At 37.4% G+C, this 15,506-nt stretch carries 14 protein-coding genes and 1 pseudogene; 14 read left to right on the forward strand and 1 reads right to left on the reverse strand.

Translation table 11 applies throughout. The features are described from left to right. Window positions 1-317 precede the first annotated feature (317 nt). The 6 genes from ACWIX0_RS08895 to ACWIX0_RS08920 all read left to right on the forward strand — a co-directional run bounded on the left by ACWIX0_RS08895 (window position 318) and on the right by ACWIX0_RS08920 (window position 6,520). Window positions 318-854 (forward strand): 50S ribosomal protein L25/general stress protein Ctc, encoded by a 537-nt coding sequence (locus ACWIX0_RS08895; RefSeq protein WP_454173665.1) that lies wholly within the window; start codon window positions 318-320, stop codon window positions 852-854. A 58-nt stretch (window positions 855-912) separates the two neighbouring features. Then, window positions 913-1,917, forward strand: coding sequence for an aminoacyl-tRNA hydrolase (pth, locus tag ACWIX0_RS08900; RefSeq protein WP_454173666.1), 1,005 nt, complete (start codon window positions 913-915; stop codon window positions 1,915-1,917). After that, window positions 1,905-2,981, forward strand: coding sequence for an LptF/LptG family permease (locus tag ACWIX0_RS08905; RefSeq protein WP_454173667.1), 1,077 nt, complete (start codon window positions 1,905-1,907; stop codon window positions 2,979-2,981). Before pth ends, ACWIX0_RS08905 begins: the two co-directional genes overlap by 13 nt. Before the next feature lie 114 nt (window positions 2,982-3,095). Next, window positions 3,096-4,190: a glycosyl transferase family 90 gene (locus tag ACWIX0_RS08910; protein WP_454173668.1), complete on the forward strand. Its 1,095-nt coding sequence runs from the start codon at window positions 3,096-3,098 to the stop codon at window positions 4,188-4,190. A gap of 332 nt (window positions 4,191-4,522) precedes the next feature. After that, entirely contained in the window at window positions 4,523-5,719 is a 1,197-nt protein-coding gene (locus ACWIX0_RS08915; RefSeq protein ID WP_454151597.1) for an acetate/propionate family kinase, read from the forward strand. A 222-nt stretch (window positions 5,720-5,941) separates the two neighbouring features. Further along, a complete protein-coding gene (locus ACWIX0_RS08920; RefSeq protein ID WP_454173669.1) occupies window positions 5,942-6,520 on the forward strand; it encodes an isochorismatase family protein in 579 nt (192 codons plus the stop codon). A 418-nt stretch (window positions 6,521-6,938) separates the two neighbouring features. On the opposite strand, the pseudogene ACWIX0_RS08925 reads toward ACWIX0_RS08920, so the two are convergent. Further along, window positions 6,939-7,154: pseudogene (locus ACWIX0_RS08925) on the reverse strand (transcriptional regulator); the annotation flags it as partial. A 651-nt stretch (window positions 7,155-7,805) separates the two neighbouring features. On the opposite strand from ACWIX0_RS08925, the gene ACWIX0_RS08930 reads away from it, so the two are divergent. From ACWIX0_RS08930 to ACWIX0_RS08965, 8 genes are all read left to right on the forward strand, one after another. Further along, window positions 7,806-8,654 carry an HDOD domain-containing protein gene (locus ACWIX0_RS08930; protein WP_454173670.1) on the forward strand — a complete coding sequence of 283 codons (849 nt, stop codon included), beginning with the start codon at window positions 7,806-7,808 and terminating at the stop codon, window positions 8,652-8,654. A gap of 35 nt (window positions 8,655-8,689) precedes the next feature. Then, entirely contained in the window at window positions 8,690-9,724 is a 1,035-nt protein-coding gene (locus ACWIX0_RS08935) for a hypothetical protein (protein ID WP_454173671.1), read from the forward strand. A gap of 105 nt (window positions 9,725-9,829) precedes the next feature. Further along, entirely contained in the window at window positions 9,830-10,447 is a 618-nt protein-coding gene (locus ACWIX0_RS08940; RefSeq protein ID WP_454173672.1) for a 3-isopropylmalate dehydratase small subunit, read from the forward strand. Between the two features lie 41 nt (window positions 10,448-10,488). After that, complete coding sequence (gene leuB, locus ACWIX0_RS08945) at window positions 10,489-11,574, forward strand: 3-isopropylmalate dehydrogenase (protein WP_454173694.1); 1,086 nt, start codon at window positions 10,489-10,491, stop codon at window positions 11,572-11,574. Window positions 11,575-11,658: 84 nt separating this feature from the next. Beyond that, on the forward strand, window positions 11,659-11,910 hold the full coding sequence (locus ACWIX0_RS08950; protein ID WP_454173673.1) for a hypothetical protein: 252 nt from the start codon (window positions 11,659-11,661) through the stop codon (window positions 11,908-11,910). After that, window positions 11,901-12,425 carry a CiaD-like domain-containing protein gene (locus ACWIX0_RS08955; RefSeq protein ID WP_454173674.1) on the forward strand — a complete coding sequence of 175 codons (525 nt, stop codon included), beginning with the start codon at window positions 11,901-11,903 and terminating at the stop codon, window positions 12,423-12,425. Before ACWIX0_RS08950 ends, ACWIX0_RS08955 begins: the two co-directional genes overlap by 10 nt. 781 nt (window positions 12,426-13,206) lie before the next feature. Beyond that, window positions 13,207-13,872 carry an acid response regulator transcription factor ArsR gene (arsR, locus tag ACWIX0_RS08960; RefSeq protein ID WP_454173695.1) on the forward strand — a complete coding sequence of 222 codons (666 nt, stop codon included), beginning with the start codon at window positions 13,207-13,209 and terminating at the stop codon, window positions 13,870-13,872. Window positions 13,873-14,128: 256 nt separating this feature from the next. Further along, window positions 14,129-15,499 carry an ArsS family sensor histidine kinase gene (locus ACWIX0_RS08965; protein WP_454173675.1) on the forward strand — a complete coding sequence of 457 codons (1,371 nt, stop codon included), beginning with the start codon at window positions 14,129-14,131 and terminating at the stop codon, window positions 15,497-15,499. Window positions 15,500-15,506: the final 7 nt, after the last annotated feature.

The following is a 15,506-nucleotide window of genomic DNA, read 5'->3' on the forward strand; positions in this document are numbered from 1 at the left end:
GTGTAGGTTTGCAAAAAGCGATACTACAAAAAAAAAAAAAAAAACAGATTGTTAATGTATTTTGGGCGAGTGATATTTGTGTAGAAATTGTTAAGAATACTTGCAAAAATTCTCACCCAAAAAAAAACTCACCAATGTAAAAATAGGCATTTGCTTAAAAATAGATTTTCATATTTTTCACAAACCCTGCTAATTTTTGCAAAAATGCACAAAGTAAATGCGCAAGTTTGTAGAAATTTTTGCGTGGGTTTATGTTTTTTAAAGCAAAAAATCGCTAAAATCCACGCTTTTATCTCAAACAAAAGAAAGGATAGCTTATGCTAGAAGGAAAAATTAGAGAGAGTATTTCAAAGGCGAATGCAAAAGCCCTAAGGAATGATGGTTATCTAATTGCCAATATTTATGCAAAAGGCGTGGAAAATATCCATTGTGCTTTTAAAATAAATGATTTTATTAGGACTATCAAAACCAAAAACACGCTTGTTTTCCCTGTGAAAGTCGGGGATAAAACGCTAGATGTCGTTATCCAAGAGTATCAAAAAGACCCTGTATATGGGACGATTTTGCATATTGATTTGATGATAGCGCAAAAAGATGTGCTTGCCAAATACAAAATCCCTGTCAAGACCAAAGGAACGCCCGTAGGGCTAAAAAATAAGGGTGTGCTTTTGCTAGCCAAAAAACGCATAAGCGTAAAGGCAAAAGCTCAACATCTACCAAATGCTTACGAGCTAGATGTATCCGCGCTTGATGTGGGGCATAGCATTTTGGTGCGGGATTTGCCACAAATCGATGGCGTGCAAATCACCGAAAATCCTGCAAATGCCGTAGTAAGTGTCGTAAAAGCCAAATAATCCTAGCTTGTAAAAAATTTGACTTTTATCAAACTTGCAAAAAAAACATAAAAAAACGATGGGCAAAAATAATGAGCTACTGAAAAAAGTAGCAAATCTTTGCTCATCGCCCTTTCACTTTTCTAACGATTCTGCCAAAAACTACCAAAAAAACCATTTATACCAAAAAAACCATTTAAAAGATAACCCCAAAAACGCCGTAAATTCTAACGATTTGTCAAAATCTGTTTTTGATGATTTTCATAAATTCTGCAAAAATGATTTTTTTACCCTGCTAAAAGATTTTTTACCACCACATTTGCAAACGCCAATAATCATCGCAGGGCTTGGCAACCCAACTCCAAAATACGCTAAAAATCGCCATAATGTCGGCTTTATGATAGTCGATAAAATCGCTCAAATGCTAGAACTAGAATGGGAAAATGCGAATAAATTTGACGCACAAATCGCCACGATAAAAAACACTACCACAAATATACTTCTCCTAAAACCACAATCTTTTATGAACTTATCAGGCGAGCCACTGCAAAGCACGCTAAATTTTTATAAAATCAATGATTTTGCAGTATTGCACGATGAGCTAGATATTGATTTTGGCTATATTCGCTACAAAGTTGGGGGCAGTAGCGGCGGGCATAATGGACTAAAATCGATTGATGAAAAAATGGGCAATAATTATATGCGACTACGATTTGGCATAGGTCGGGGGCTAGATACAAAATCTAGCACGGATTCTACGGATTTTGCAAAAACTAACGCGGATTTTGCCCCGCAAAATCACCCAAGCAAAGAGCGAAAAAATCATCAAGTCATTTCCTATGTGCTAGGGGATTTTAGCGAGAATCAAACAAAAAAGCTAGATGGTTTGGTGCTACACTCCGCGCTTAGCATTCTGTATTTTCTCATCACTAGAGATTTTGCAAAAACCCAAAATCTATTTACGCTAAATCCTCCCAAAAATAATCCTAACAAAGCAATAAACACAAAATCCACGCAAGACACAAAAACCCAAAATCCACACCACGCAAATAAAGCGCAAAAGGATAAAGTATGCCAAGATTAAGATTATTCTTTTTTATAGGGCGATATTATTTGCGCTATTTTTTAGTGATTTTTATCGCTTTAGAGCTATTTTTTGTCAGCATTGATAGCCTCCAATACGCCGATAATTTCGCAGAATCTGCAAACCTTGTGGTGCTATTTTTTGCCTATGATTTTGCCTATGCTATCAATTTCACGCTTCCTATTTCACTGCTTTTGTCTATGGCGATTTGCTATCTCTCTCTTATCAAATCAAACCAATACACTGCCCTACTCGCACTTGGCTACTCTAAGCGCGCTCTTTTGCGTCCTGTGCTATTGCTAAGTATCGCGCTTACTTGCGTATATATCGGGCTAAACGCCACGCCTTTTGCGTATGCTAAAGAGGAAGTAGAGACTTTTTTCAAAGATTCTTCAAGCGTCCCTACAAAAGATTTATTTGTCAAAAATAATCAAAATTATGTGTTTTTTGGCACGATAAATTCCCTAGCCCAAGCAAACTCACTGCGCGTTTTTACGCTAGATGATGACAAAAAGCTAGTAAGTTTTATCCAAGCAAAAAAGGCATTTTTTGAAAATAATTTTTGGGTATTGCAAGATGCAAAGACGCAGATTTTGCCAAAAAAATGGAATCTAGGTGGTTTAGTGGTTGCTTCTAGCACGCAATCTCGCCTGCCGATTTTGGAAAATTTTAACCCAAAAGTGCTAGATTCTTTCGCGCAGGCAAAACCCTCCATTTCGATTTTGGACGCGCTAGATTCTTTTCATCTTTTGCGCTCGCAAAGCATTTCTACCGACAAAGCTAGGGCGATTTTGTATTCTCTTATTTTGGTCCCGCTTTTTGTGCCATTTGTGGCGATTATTATTTGCTATTACACACCATCACTTGGGCGATATGCTAATCTTTACTTGCTTGGTTTTTGCTTTATTATTTTTGCGCTTCTTGTGTGGGGATTGTTTTTTGCGCTTAGTCAATTTGCTATCACAGATATTATCTACCCTGAAGTTGCTGTGCCTGCGCCACTTGGGATTTTAGCGTGCGTGGCGATTTGGTATTATGTGCGGATAAATAAAGCGGTGTTATAGTGTGATTTTGCTTTTTGTAAAATATTTTTCAAATAAGATTTTGCAAGCAAAATTAAGTCAATTTTCTAAAAATAGATTTTGCAAAATCTAAAAACTTAAAAAACAGGAAAATCTATGTCTAAACTTCTTTACAATCTACAAGGTATCGCTAGAATGCTACTGCCTCGCGCATTTTATCAAGCAAATCTATCGCACAAAATAAAGCAAATTTTTAAAGATTTTGATGATATGACATTGCAACATATTGCCAATCGGGTTAATTATTATCACAAGATAAATACGCCATTTGCCCTGCCCGCACCAAATCTTGCGCAAAACATACTTGCCACAAACAAATCTAACCAAAATCCAAAACCTCCCCTAAGCCTGCAAACCCCAAATATAGATATTCTTTTGCGCAACAACCCCACAAGCGCGCATTCAACCGTATATTATTATGATTCATATCAATGGAGCAGGTATTTTAATGATAACTTTGTATGGGCGTATCAATTTGGCGATGTAAATTATTACCTAGACACTCCCGCGATAACCAAAACTCGCCCATTAGACTTATCTAAAGAAAATCCTAAAATCCTTAAGGGGGGGGGGGAATCTAACGCAAATAGCATTTTATTGCCACTTGATAAAAACCGACATTTTTGCTTTTTTGCAGATAAAATCCCATACAAAGACAAAAAAGATAAGTTAATCTTTCGTGGTGCGTGCTATCAACACCATAGAAATAAATTTTTGCAATTGTATTTTAACCACCCACTATGCGACATAGCCGACACAAGCGACAAAAAACATAACGCAGATTTTGTAGGACGCAAAATCTCTAAACAAAAACATTGTGAATATAAGTTTATTTTAAGTTTAGAGGGAAATGAAGTCGCAAGCAATCTAAAATGGGTGATGAACTCAAACTCACTTTGCATAATGCCAAAACCAACATTTGAAAGCTGGTTTATGGAGGGGAGGCTCATTGCAGGGGTGCATTACGCACAAATAGATGATGAATATAGCAATGTAGAATCTACGCTAGACTACTATCTAAGCCACGAAAAAGAAGCATTAGACATTATCAAAAATGCGCAAAATTTTTGCAAGGATTTTCAAAATCAACGCTATGAAGAAGCCTGCTGTTTGCTAGTTTTGCGAAAATATTTTGCCCTAAGCGGACAGCTTGATATAAGCAAGGAAGAGCGAGAAATGTTTGAAATCTAGTAAAATCAATGCGTTTAAAAAGCGTTTGAGAACAAATTTTTAACAAATCAAAAATATGGCAAAAATCTTGTAAAATTTCCCAAAAGATTCCAAACAAAAAATCCAAAAAGGTAAGCAAATTTTTTACAAAACGCGTAGATTTTACACATTTTTAAAAACATTGCCACAAAAAATAAGCAAAATATTTGCATTGTTAAAAGGAATTTTTTAATATATTCTCTAGCAATTTGATTTTTGCTTATGTTGCTTTTTTAGATATTCTTTAGAATCTTAAAAAATCTTAAAGAATCTAAAACCACCCAAACAACTACTTCACAACTAAAGGAGAAAAAATGAATGTATTAGTGGTAAATTGCGGGAGCTCATCGCTAAAATTTCAGCTCATAAATGTCGATAGCGAAAAAGTCCTAGCCTCTGGAATCTGCGATAGAATCGGGCTTGAAGGAAGCGTGCTAAACTACAAAAAAGGCGAAGAAAAAGTAAGCAAGACGCTAAACCTAGTCAATCACTCAAACGCCATCTCTGCGGTGCTAGAAATCCTAACCGACAAAAAAATCGGCGCAATAAAATCCTTAGATGAAATCGCTGCTATCGGACATCGTGTGGTGCACGGTGGCGAGTATTTCAAAGAATCTGTGCTTATTGATGAGATTGTGATAAAGCATATCGAGGATTGCTCTGCTCTTGCGCCTCTGCATAATCCCGCGCATTTAATGGGTATCAAAGCTTGCTCCGAGCAAATGCCAAAAACGCCTATGGTAGCGGTGTTTGACACGGCGTTTCACCAGTCTATGGAAGCACGCGCGTATATGTATGGCGTCCCGTATGAATGGTATGAGAAGCACAAAGTGCGCAGATATGGCTTTCACGGGACAAGCCACAAGTATGTTTCACAGCGCACGGCGGAGTTTTTGGGACTTGATTATAAAAATTCTAAAATCATTGTCTGCCACCTTGGCAATGGCGCGTCCATCTCTGCGGTAAAAAACGGCAAATGCGTGGATACAAGTATGGGGCTAACGCCACTAGAGGGGCTTATAATGGGGACTAGAAGCGGGGATTTAGACCCTGCGATTTTGGACTATATCGCCGATAGAGAGGGGCTAAACACCAAAGCAATCGTAAATATCCTAAACAAAAAATCTGGCGTGCTTGGGATTTCAGGCGTATCAAGTGATTTTAGGGATTTGCTTGATGCCGAGCTAAAAGGCGATGAGAGGGCGAAGCTAGCGCGGGCTGCTTTCGCGTATCGCGTGCTAAAATACATTGGAAGCTATTGTGCGGTGATGATAGGCGTAGATGCGATTGCCTTTTGCGCGGGCGTGGGGGAGAATGCGAAATTTATACGCGGTATGATTGTGGAGCATTTGGAGTTTTTGGGCGTGAAGCTCGATGAGGAAGCAAACAACGCGTGTGGCAAAGAAGCGATAATCTCCACTAAAGATTCTAAAGTCAAAGTGTGCGTAATCCCCACAAATGAAGAGCTTGTCATCGCTAGGGATACCAAGGCGATTGTGGCAAAACTTTAAATTTTAAAATTTAAAGCACAGGCTATTTATTGTTGTATTGAAGCGCGATTTTAGGTGCTTTTTGTTTTTATTGAATTTTGTCATACTTAAGCGCAAGCGAAATATCTCTATTTTTGTGCGAGGCGTAGAGGCAATGTAGAGATACTTCGGCTTTTTAAGCCTTCGTATGACAGACAAATCATTTAATGTTTTGCAAATTTTTTAGATTAAGCAGGTGTAGAAATGAAACCATTTGAATACGGGCTCTACAAGCCAAATGAAAGCCTTTTAGTAGTTATCGATGTGCAAGAGAGGCTACTCCCGCTGATGTTTGATTGCCAAAATCTTATCAAAAATACCAACACGCTTTTGCGCGGGGCGCAGATTTTAGGCATTCCCACGCTTATCACCGAGCAGTATCCAAAAGGGCTTGGAAATACCGATAAACGCGTGGAATTTGACAGGGGAGATTCTACAATCTGCGTGCGAGAAAAGACAAGTTTTAGCATTTTTGGCAATGGTGAGATTATGGATTTTATCGCCAAGCTTAATACACAAGGCAGGGCAAAAAACCTCATAGTTTGCGGGATTGAGAGTCATATCTGCGTGCTTCAAAGTGTGCTTCACGCGCTAGATTTAGGGCTTAGCGTGTGGGTAGCGCAAGATGCGCTAAACTCGCGCAAAGAAGCAAACCACCTAAACGCTATCGAGCTAATGCGAAGCAGTGGTGCGAAAATCTCGTGCGTAGAATCGCTCCTCTTTGGTGCAATGCTAGAATCTAAAAATGAGCATTTCAAGCAAATCAGCGCGTTAATCAAATAAAATCAAACTTTTTAAAACTAGATTTTGCTTGAGGCAACATTTTGCCTAAAATCTAGTTTGATTTTGCTAAGTTGTAAAATTTGTGAAGTTGCGAATTTTAGAAGTTTTCAAGAAAGATTACAGAGCAAAATCGCCAAGAGAATTTTATCAAATCTAGTAATACAAAATCTTGCTTGCAAAAACTTATTTGCAAAATCTACCACAACAAAATCCACACATTCTCTTAACAAATATCTATAATATTAGATAAACAACTATAAAAAAGCAACAAAAACAAAAAATGAGCTTTTTCATTTATCGCTTAATGTGTTGCTTTTGTGATTTTTTATTTGTCTTTTTTATCAATTTTTGGAGTTTTGTCCGTTTTTGGTGCGTTTAGCGGGGGGGGGGGGGTGGAAACTACCCTTTTTCTAGGAAGTTTATACCTTCTGATTTCCTCTTGGATAACGCTGTCAAACTCTCGCAATTCGTCATAATGCGCTTTTGAAGCGTTGATTAGCTCATCAAACTTAAATCCTAACATTACGATACGAAACAAATCTGGCTTAAATCGCCTCCAATTATACAAAGTGCTAACATCAACATCAATATGTTTTGCCATATCTCGTTTTGTCGTTTTAAATTGAGTCTTCATAAAATGCCTTTAAGGTTTAGTATTTTTTTACCGAAATTAAAAAGCAATTATACAAGATTTTTGTCAAAAAATACACAAAAATGGATTTTGGCATAATCCTAAAATATCGTTGCGCGTGTTATTGTAAATTATCTATCTTTTATAAAAATAACTTAGAATATTTAACAAAATCGCAAAAAACACTTTTTCAAAAAATAGCACCTAAAGCACACAAAACCCATAAAAAATTGTCATAAAATAAACCAAAAACCAACAAAATTTCACACAAAAACCACAAAAATATCTAAAATCTTGCTAAAAAATCCATATTTTCATATCAATCTAAAGAATAATTGCAAAAATATTTTTACAAAAATGTGCAAAATCTTGTCGTAAGTTTAGCGATTATAAGGTAAAATCTTGCACTATATTTTGAATAAAACCAAAGACTTAGGGCGTTTTAAGCAAAAACACAACCACAAAAAAGCTACAAAATAAAACTAAATAAAACTAAGTGTTTAGTAAAAAAGTGCTTAGCAAAAAATCATTTTAGTTTTATTTGTCGCCAAATATAGCAAAACATCAAAATCCAAAGTTAGCAAAATCTTGCTTACATTTGTTTTGCGACTTTATACAAAGAACTTGCAAAAAGCAAAAAAAAGGAAGTCTAAAATGAATGAGTCTCTGCTCAACATTATCGAGGAAAAACTCCCTCCATTGTCTGATACCGTTGTCAAACTGCGTGATTATATCACAGAGAATGGCGAAAATATGGAGATAAGCGAGGTTGTGAATATCCTCTCTAAAGATCCTATGGTTACGACAAACTTGTTAAAGATTGCAAATTCTGCATATTATGGATTTTCTAGCAAAATCTCTACGATTAACCAAGTTGTTACCCTGCTTGGAATCGATAATGTCAAAAACCTCGTTATGACAGATTCTATCCGCTCTCATCTCAAAGTAAATGTTTCGCCTTATGGGCTTGATACGGATTTGTTTATGGGAAATTGCTCAAAAGAAGTTAATTTTATCTCTTCTTGGCTAGGGAATGAGGACAAAAAGTTAGCTCAAACCCTCGTCCCTTGCGCTATGCTTTTGCGACTTGGTATGATTTTGTTTTCTATCGCGCTTATTAAGACTAGGCAGGACAAAGAGTTTCGCAAAATGCTAGAGGACAATGAATTTATGAATATTGCCCTTGTAGAGCAGGAATTTTTTGGGACTGACCATATTTCGTTTTTGGCTTATTGCTTTGATTTGTGGAAATTTGATGATGATATTATACAGACCGTGCTATATGCGACAAGCCCGCATTCTGCCACGCAAAATATCCAAAAAAGTGCCTACGCGCTAGCGATTACAAATCGTATATTTGAGCCTTATGAAGGTGGCAATGAATACAATATAAATGAAGCCATTGCCTTAGCAAAAGAAGCAAGACAGCAAGGGGTAAATTTTGATATGGACAATCTAGTAGCCCATATCCCTACCCCAAAAGATAGGACGCTAAATAAGTAGCCTATCTATTTTTAGAATATTTTAGGTATATTCTTTTGCGCTTTCTTTTTTTATTATTTCTTTTTGCGCTAGAAGTCGCTTTTTGCGCTAGCGCGGAGCTTAGCAAAAAAGACTACGAAAATCTAGATGTAGATACCGAGCGCATAGGTTGGAAAATCGAGCTAAGCAGAATCTCTCTAAATTTTACTACCACCCAAGTAGGCAACAAAGAGCAATATGCCAGCTTTGCAAACAGCCGTTTAAGCGGTAGCTCTCAACTAGTTATCCAAGCATATAGCAAATTCTTAGCAGATTATTACGCACAATCTTTTGTATGGTTTAGCTCACTTCTTACAGAATATGGACAAACAGTAGTCTTTGCGACCAAAAACACCCCAAGAGTAAGCAACAAAACCAATGATAAAATCCTCCTATCCACAGGCTACACCCAACGAATTTGGAAGCTAGAAAACATACGCGGAGGCGAAAAACTAGGCGGTGAAATAGGACCTTTTGCAAGTCTTAGTCTGCAAAGTGAATTTACCCCTAGCCCAAACCTCCCTTATCGCAAAAAATACCTGCGACTATCGCTAGGAGCGCGACTTTTTGATAGCAAATATATCCAAAATCTGCATTTAAGTCTTTTTGGCGAAGATGATTTTAGCGACATAAAAAACCAAGTGCAAAGTATGGGGCTAGAGAGTGGAATCCAGCTAAAATACAGCTTTAGAGATGGGGTAGATTTTGCTAGTGGGCTATATTATCGCCAATACTTGCTTAGCAACTACCCAAGATTGCGCGACCCAAATTTTGAAATGGAGCTAAATTTGCGACTTGATACGGTGCTGTTTAATAACCTTAGCATTTCGCCATTTTTAAGTCTATATATCTTGCAAGGCAAATACATAAAAAGCACAGGGACAAACCTATTTGTAGGCATTTCGCTAGGCTATGGCAAAGTTTTTAAAGACAACAAATTGCCCATAAAAAAAGAACCTGTGTTTGATTTTGATTTTAACCTCGCTAAAAAAAGCTCAAAAAAATTACTCTACTCGTTTGCCAAAAAAGGCGAGATAAAGCGCAGAATCTAGCCAAGATTCTAGCCACAAAATGATATAATTTTAACAATTCTTACAATGCACCACAGCAAATCACAAAAATAAAAAACAACAAAACACAACAAAAAGGAAGAATAAATGTCTAACCAAGATTTTACAAAAAAAGCTAAAAAAGATTCTATCAGCGACTTCGCGAAACAAGATTTTACAAAAACACATTCTGCTAGCAACTCACAAATCCAGCAAATCCAAATCCAGCAAATCATAGAAGGCAAGGCGTGGAAATTTGGCGATAATATCGACACAGATGTCATAATCGCTGCTCGCTACCTAAACACAAGCGATGAAAATATCCTAGCAAGACATATTATGGAAGATGCGCGCCCAGATTTTTTTAGTGAAATTTCAAAAGGCGACATTATCGTAGCGGGGGAAAATTTTGGCTGTGGCAGTAGCAGGGAGCACGCACCTATCGCGCTAAAAGCCGCAGGGATTGCCTGCGTGATTGCTCCTAGCTTTGCTAGAATCTTTTATCGAAATGCCTTTAATATGGGGCTTTTAATCCTAGAATCTAGCGAAGTAAATCACATAAACGAGGGGGATAAAATCCGCATAGACACGCAAAAAGGCACAATCCAAAATCTAACCACAAACCAATCGTTTGCCTACAAAGAAATCCCAGAATTTATGCACGCATTATTACAAAGTGGCGGGCTTATGGCGTTTGCAAAAGATTGGCTAAAGCAAAATGGCTAAAATCAAAAAAATCCACAAACAAAAATCTAAGATTTAAGGAAATCAAAGTGAAAGCAGAATCTAAAATCCACAAAATCGCCGTGATAAGAGGCGATGGCATAGGCGATGAAATCATCACAGAAGCAATCAAAATCCTAGAAGTCGCGCAAAAAAAATTTGATTTTGCCCTAGAATATGGCGAATATTTAATGGGTGGCGTGGCGTATGATGAGTGTGGCGAGCCATTGCCACAAGAGACGATAAAAGGCTGTTTAGATTCTAGTGCGGTGCTTTTTGGAGCGGTAGGCGGAGCAAAATGGGAAAACTTACCAAAGCCAAAACGGCCAGAGGCAGGGCTTTTAGCATTGCGAAAAGAGCTAGCTGTTTTTGCAAATTTGCGCCCTGCGATGGTGTTTGATGAATTGCTAGATTCTAGTCCGCTAAAGCCTGAAATCATCAAAGGTGTAGATTTGCTAATCGTGCGCGAGCTAATCAGCGGAATCTATTTTGGCAAGCCACGAGCAAAAGAAGCAAACAAAGCGTATAATACGATGATTTATACACGCGATGAGATAGAGCGCATAGCGCACAAAGCCTTTGCGCTAGCAAAATCTAGACGAAACAAACTCTGCTCAATCGACAAAGCAAATGTGCTTGAAGTAAGCGAGCTATGGCGCGAAGTAGTCAATGAAGTGGCAAAATCCTATCCAAGTGTGGAGCTAACCCATCAATATGTCGATAACGCAAGTATGCAGCTTGTGCGCGAACCAAAGCAGTTTGATGTTATCCTTACAAGCAATCTTTTTGGCGACATTTTAAGCGATGAAGCTAGCCAAATCACAGGCTCAATAGGACTACTTCCAAGTGCAAGTGTGGGGGAATCTATCGGGCTATATGAGCCAATTCACGGCTCTGCGCCAGATATTGCTGGGCAAAATATCGCAAATCCTATTGCTACGATTTTAAGTGCGGCTATGATGATAGAGATTTCGCTAGGATTGTCAAAGCCTGCAAATGCCATAAAAGACGCCATACAAAAAGTGCTAAAGGCAGGATACCGCACCAAAGACATAGCCCAATTTGGTGCAAAAAAAATATGTAGCACGCAAGAAATGGGCGATAAAATCGCAGAAATACTTGCAAAATAACGCAAGTTTTTACAAAATAGCGCAACTCAAAATGTCGCAATTTTTGTAAAATAACCAAAATTTAATGTTCTTAAGGAGTTTGAAATGGGATTTAAAACCAACACTTTAGCAAGTATCTATGAGATACAGGGCTACAAAGAGGAAGCGATGATGATATATGAAGAGGTTTTGGCAAAAGACCCAAAAAATATGGAAGCAAGCGCAGCCCTTGTGCGATTAAAGACACAAAAGCACAACTTTAGCGGGCTAAATCGCGACAAGCTAGAACTTTTTGTAAATGCAAGAACAGCTAGCGATTATCAAAAACTTGAAAAGTGGTTATTACAATGGAACTAAAAGATGTCATCTTACAAGCCCTTGATGAAGTGGAAAATGGCGCAACAAAAGACAATAAAACGCAAAATCTATCCACAAAAGATTCTGCCCAAAACAGCGAGCAAACAAGCGATAATGAAATCAGCCTAAATGCTAGACTAAGCGAGAATCTAAACGCGCTAAAAGACAATCTAAACGCAAGTAATGAGCTAGATTCTAAAGAATCTAATTTGTATTTGTCAAATGCGACAAATAGTGCGAGCCTAACAAGACTTAGCAAAGATTCTGCAAAATCACTGCTAAAAATACAATCTAGCAAGACAACTTCAGGCAAGGTTATCCCGCCACAAGATGCGATATTTAGCCCGTCAAATATAGAATTTTTGGAAATGCTAAGAGAAAAACTGCTCGTGCTATTTGAAGGGCTAAAAATGCCACAAATGCAAGATTCTAAAGAAAAACTTGACTTGGTAGTGAATTTTTTGCAATATGAGTTGTGCTTGCTTGATGATTTTCTAAAAAACAATAAAAAATAGATTTTACAAATCAAAATCCCACCAAATCAGCTTTTTTCCAAAATCAAATGCTTGCAAAATCGTTTGGTGTGATTTTGCGTAGATTTCGTGTGGATGTTTTTTTTTGCTTTTAATGTATTTTTCTTAATCTTATTTACTAATTTTTTGATAAAATTCCCCTTGCCTTTATGGCAGTAGCGGTTGGCTTAACCCCCTCCACGCCAGCCGTTACTTTGGCTCTTGCTCCCCCTCCAGCAAGAGCCTTTTTTTAAGCATTCCTTACGAGACTCTTTTTTTTGGATTTTAGATACGATTAAAGGGCTGTAAGTGGCTTAGAGATACGCTTTTGAAATGATTTTTTTCATAAAACTCCTTGATTGAAAAGCCTCCTTGAATCTTATAAATTAAGATTTGGGAGGCTTTTCTTTTGCTTTTTTTTAGATTCTATTTTACTTCTTTTGTTTATTGTATTTTTTGCTCTTTTTATGCGTTATTTCACATATTTTTTTGCATTGTATGTGAATTTTTGTTTGATTTTGGACATATTTTTGATTATTTTTTTGCAAGCTAGCTATTATTTAAGCTAGATTTTGCTACGATTGCTTAGCAAATTTACTCTCACAAGAGGTATCAGATGAAAACTTACGAAAACAACACACAAAACACCACGCAAGATATAGTGGCACAAGGCAGGACAGCAGAGGGCGTTGTAGCAAATGGCATTGAAGCAAATAATATTGCAGAAGATGTCCAAGAAAATGACGAAATCCTAAACTACCCTGATAGGACGCTTGAAGTGCTGATGATAGAAGATGATGTAGAATTATCCGAAATCCTAAGCGAATACCTACAATCACACAATATCAAGGTAACAAGCTATGATGAGCCCTACACGGGAATGAGTGCGATAAGCGCAAAGCATTTTGACTTGCTATTGCTTGATTTGACATTGCCAAATTTAGATGGACTTGAAGTCTGCAAGCGCGTAGCAAAGCAAAAAAATATGCCCATCATCATTTCTTCTGCAAGAAGCGATGTCGATGACAAAGTCAAAGCCCTAGAAAATGGTGCAGATGACTATTTGCCAAAGCCCTATGACCCAAAAGAACTACTCGCTAGAATCCAATCTCTACTCCGCAGATACCACTCAAAAGCTGGGCGAGATGAAGCAAAAGAGCCAAATCCAATATTTCGCATAGAAAAAAATAGCCGTGAAATCTACTACCACGATAAAAAGCTAGAACTTACGCGTGCAGAGTATGAGATTTTAACGCTACTTATTAGCAAAAAAGGCAATGTTTTTTCACGCGAGGCGATTGCTATCGAGTCTGAATCAATCAATCCTGAAAGCTCAAATAAAAGCATTGATGTCATCATCGGGCGATTGCGTGCAAAAATCGAAGATGACCCCAAAAAGCCACGACATATCATATCTGTGCGCGGTGTGGGCTACAAGCTAGAATTTTAATCGCAAAAAAAAAGCAAAAACAAAAAAGCCAAACACAAAATGCAAAGCAAAAAGTCTCGCGTTTGGATTCTGCGTTTTTGGATTCTGCTAGATTTAGTTAGATTCTATGAGAGTTTTTATGCCTTTGTTTTTTGTGGCTTTTTATCCCATACTCGACTTGTATGTTTTGCAAGATTTGCACAAAAAAAGCAAGATAACAAAAACAACGATAATCCCTAAATAAAAGCGACAAAAATGACAAATGGAGCATAATGCTATGAAGCATTCAATCTTTTTTAAAATCACCATTTTGTTTTTGTTTGCGTTAGGGAGTTTTTTTGCCTTTTCGTTTTATTTTTTGCGATTTCAAGCCGAGCGATACGCCATAGACAATGAAAGACAACGATATGAGCGCGTAAGTATCATCTTTAACCACATTATTTCTAAAGAGACAAATTTAGACGCTATCCAAATCTACTTAAAAGAAATGGGCTTCATACAAGTAAATGACAACAGCCTCAAAAAAAATCTCCTAGACACTACCAAAATCCTTTATGACACGCAAGGCATATACCTAAAATCTATCGAACTAAACAATGATATGTATATTTTGCTTACGAGTGAAAATGAAGTATTTCTCTACAAAGATTCGTTGCGAAATTTTTATGTAAATTACTACCTAATCATACTTTTTGGCTCAATGGTTTTAATCTTTCTTTTTGTGCTTGTGATAAAAAGTCTTTTGCCTATGATTTACTTGCGTAGGCAGATTCGCAGATTTGCCAAAGGGGATTCTAGCGTGGAATGTGAAATCCCACAAAAAGATGAGATAGGCGAGCTAGCAAGCGAATTTGACAAAGCAATCAAACGCATTAGCGCGCTAAACTCATCGCGCACGCTATTTTTGCGCTCCATAATGCACGAGCTAAAAACGCCTATCACAAAGGGCAGAATCACCGCAGAAATGGTGCGCAACAAAACCCAAAAACTCCGCCTTACCTCCGTATTTGAGCGATTAAACGCGCTTATTGATGAGTTTGCCAAAATCGAGCAACTATCCTCCAAAAATTACAACCTCAAAAAAAGCGAATTTTTCTTAAACGACTTAATGCAAGCTGTCCAAAAAATGCTACTCATAGACAATGCCGAAAACAACCCTATCCACAATAACGCACCAAATGAAATCATAAAAGCAGATTTTGAGCTTTTTTGCCTAACGGTAAAAAATCTAATCGATAATGGAATCAAATACAGCTTTGATGGCAAAGTAGAGATAGAATCTAACGGATTAGATTTGATTATTTCAAATCACGGAAACGCCTTAAAAATGGAATTTGAGGAGTATTTTAAGCCGTATTTCAAAGATTCTGCCAAGCCAAATTCGCAAGGATTTGGACTAGGAATGTATATCATCAAAAACACGCTTGATGCGCAAAATTTTAGCATTTCTTACCACCACGAAGAAAATGCAGAAGGCACAAATACAAATTATTTCACAATAAAAAATTGCATAGTAGAGAGTTTTTGTAACCTACCTATAAACCCTATCAATACTCAAAACCCCACAAACCAAGTAGATACCACCGCAAAATCAGCTGATTCCACAAAAGATTCTGCTATCAAAGACAAGCCCAAAAAATCCTCTTAAAAAATAA

This window comes from Helicobacter sp. T3_23-1059, from assembly GCF_053654515.1.

Bases quoted from the DNA above. Each gene is read 5' to 3' on its own strand.
- ACWIX0_RS08940 (WP_454173672.1), top strand. From the start codon at position 9,830: ATGTCTAACCAAGATTTTACAAAAAAAGCTAAAAAAGATTCTATCAGC.
- ACWIX0_RS08920 (WP_454173669.1), top strand. From the start codon at position 5,942: ATGAAACCATTTGAATACGGGCTCTACAAGCCAAATGAAAGCCTTTTA.
- ACWIX0_RS08955 (WP_454173674.1), top strand. From the start codon at position 11,901: ATGGAACTAAAAGATGTCATCTTACAAGCCCTTGATGAAGTGGAAAAT.
- ACWIX0_RS08905 (WP_454173667.1), top strand. From the start codon at position 1,905: ATGCCAAGATTAAGATTATTCTTTTTTATAGGGCGATATTATTTGCGC.
- ACWIX0_RS08915 (WP_454151597.1), top strand. From the start codon at position 4,523: ATGAATGTATTAGTGGTAAATTGCGGGAGCTCATCGCTAAAATTTCAG.
- ACWIX0_RS08950 (WP_454173673.1), top strand. From the start codon at position 11,659: ATGGGATTTAAAACCAACACTTTAGCAAGTATCTATGAGATACAGGGC.
- ACWIX0_RS08930 (WP_454173670.1), top strand. From the start codon at position 7,806: ATGAATGAGTCTCTGCTCAACATTATCGAGGAAAAACTCCCTCCATTG.
- ACWIX0_RS08965 (WP_454173675.1), top strand. From the start codon at position 14,129: ATGAAGCATTCAATCTTTTTTAAAATCACCATTTTGTTTTTGTTTGCG.
- ACWIX0_RS08895 (WP_454173665.1), top strand. From the start codon at position 318: ATGCTAGAAGGAAAAATTAGAGAGAGTATTTCAAAGGCGAATGCAAAA.
- ACWIX0_RS08910 (WP_454173668.1), top strand. From the start codon at position 3,096: ATGTCTAAACTTCTTTACAATCTACAAGGTATCGCTAGAATGCTACTG.
- arsR (WP_454173695.1), top strand. From the start codon at position 13,207: ATGATAGAAGATGATGTAGAATTATCCGAAATCCTAAGCGAATACCTA.
- pth (WP_454173666.1), top strand. From the start codon at position 913: ATGGGCAAAAATAATGAGCTACTGAAAAAAGTAGCAAATCTTTGCTCA.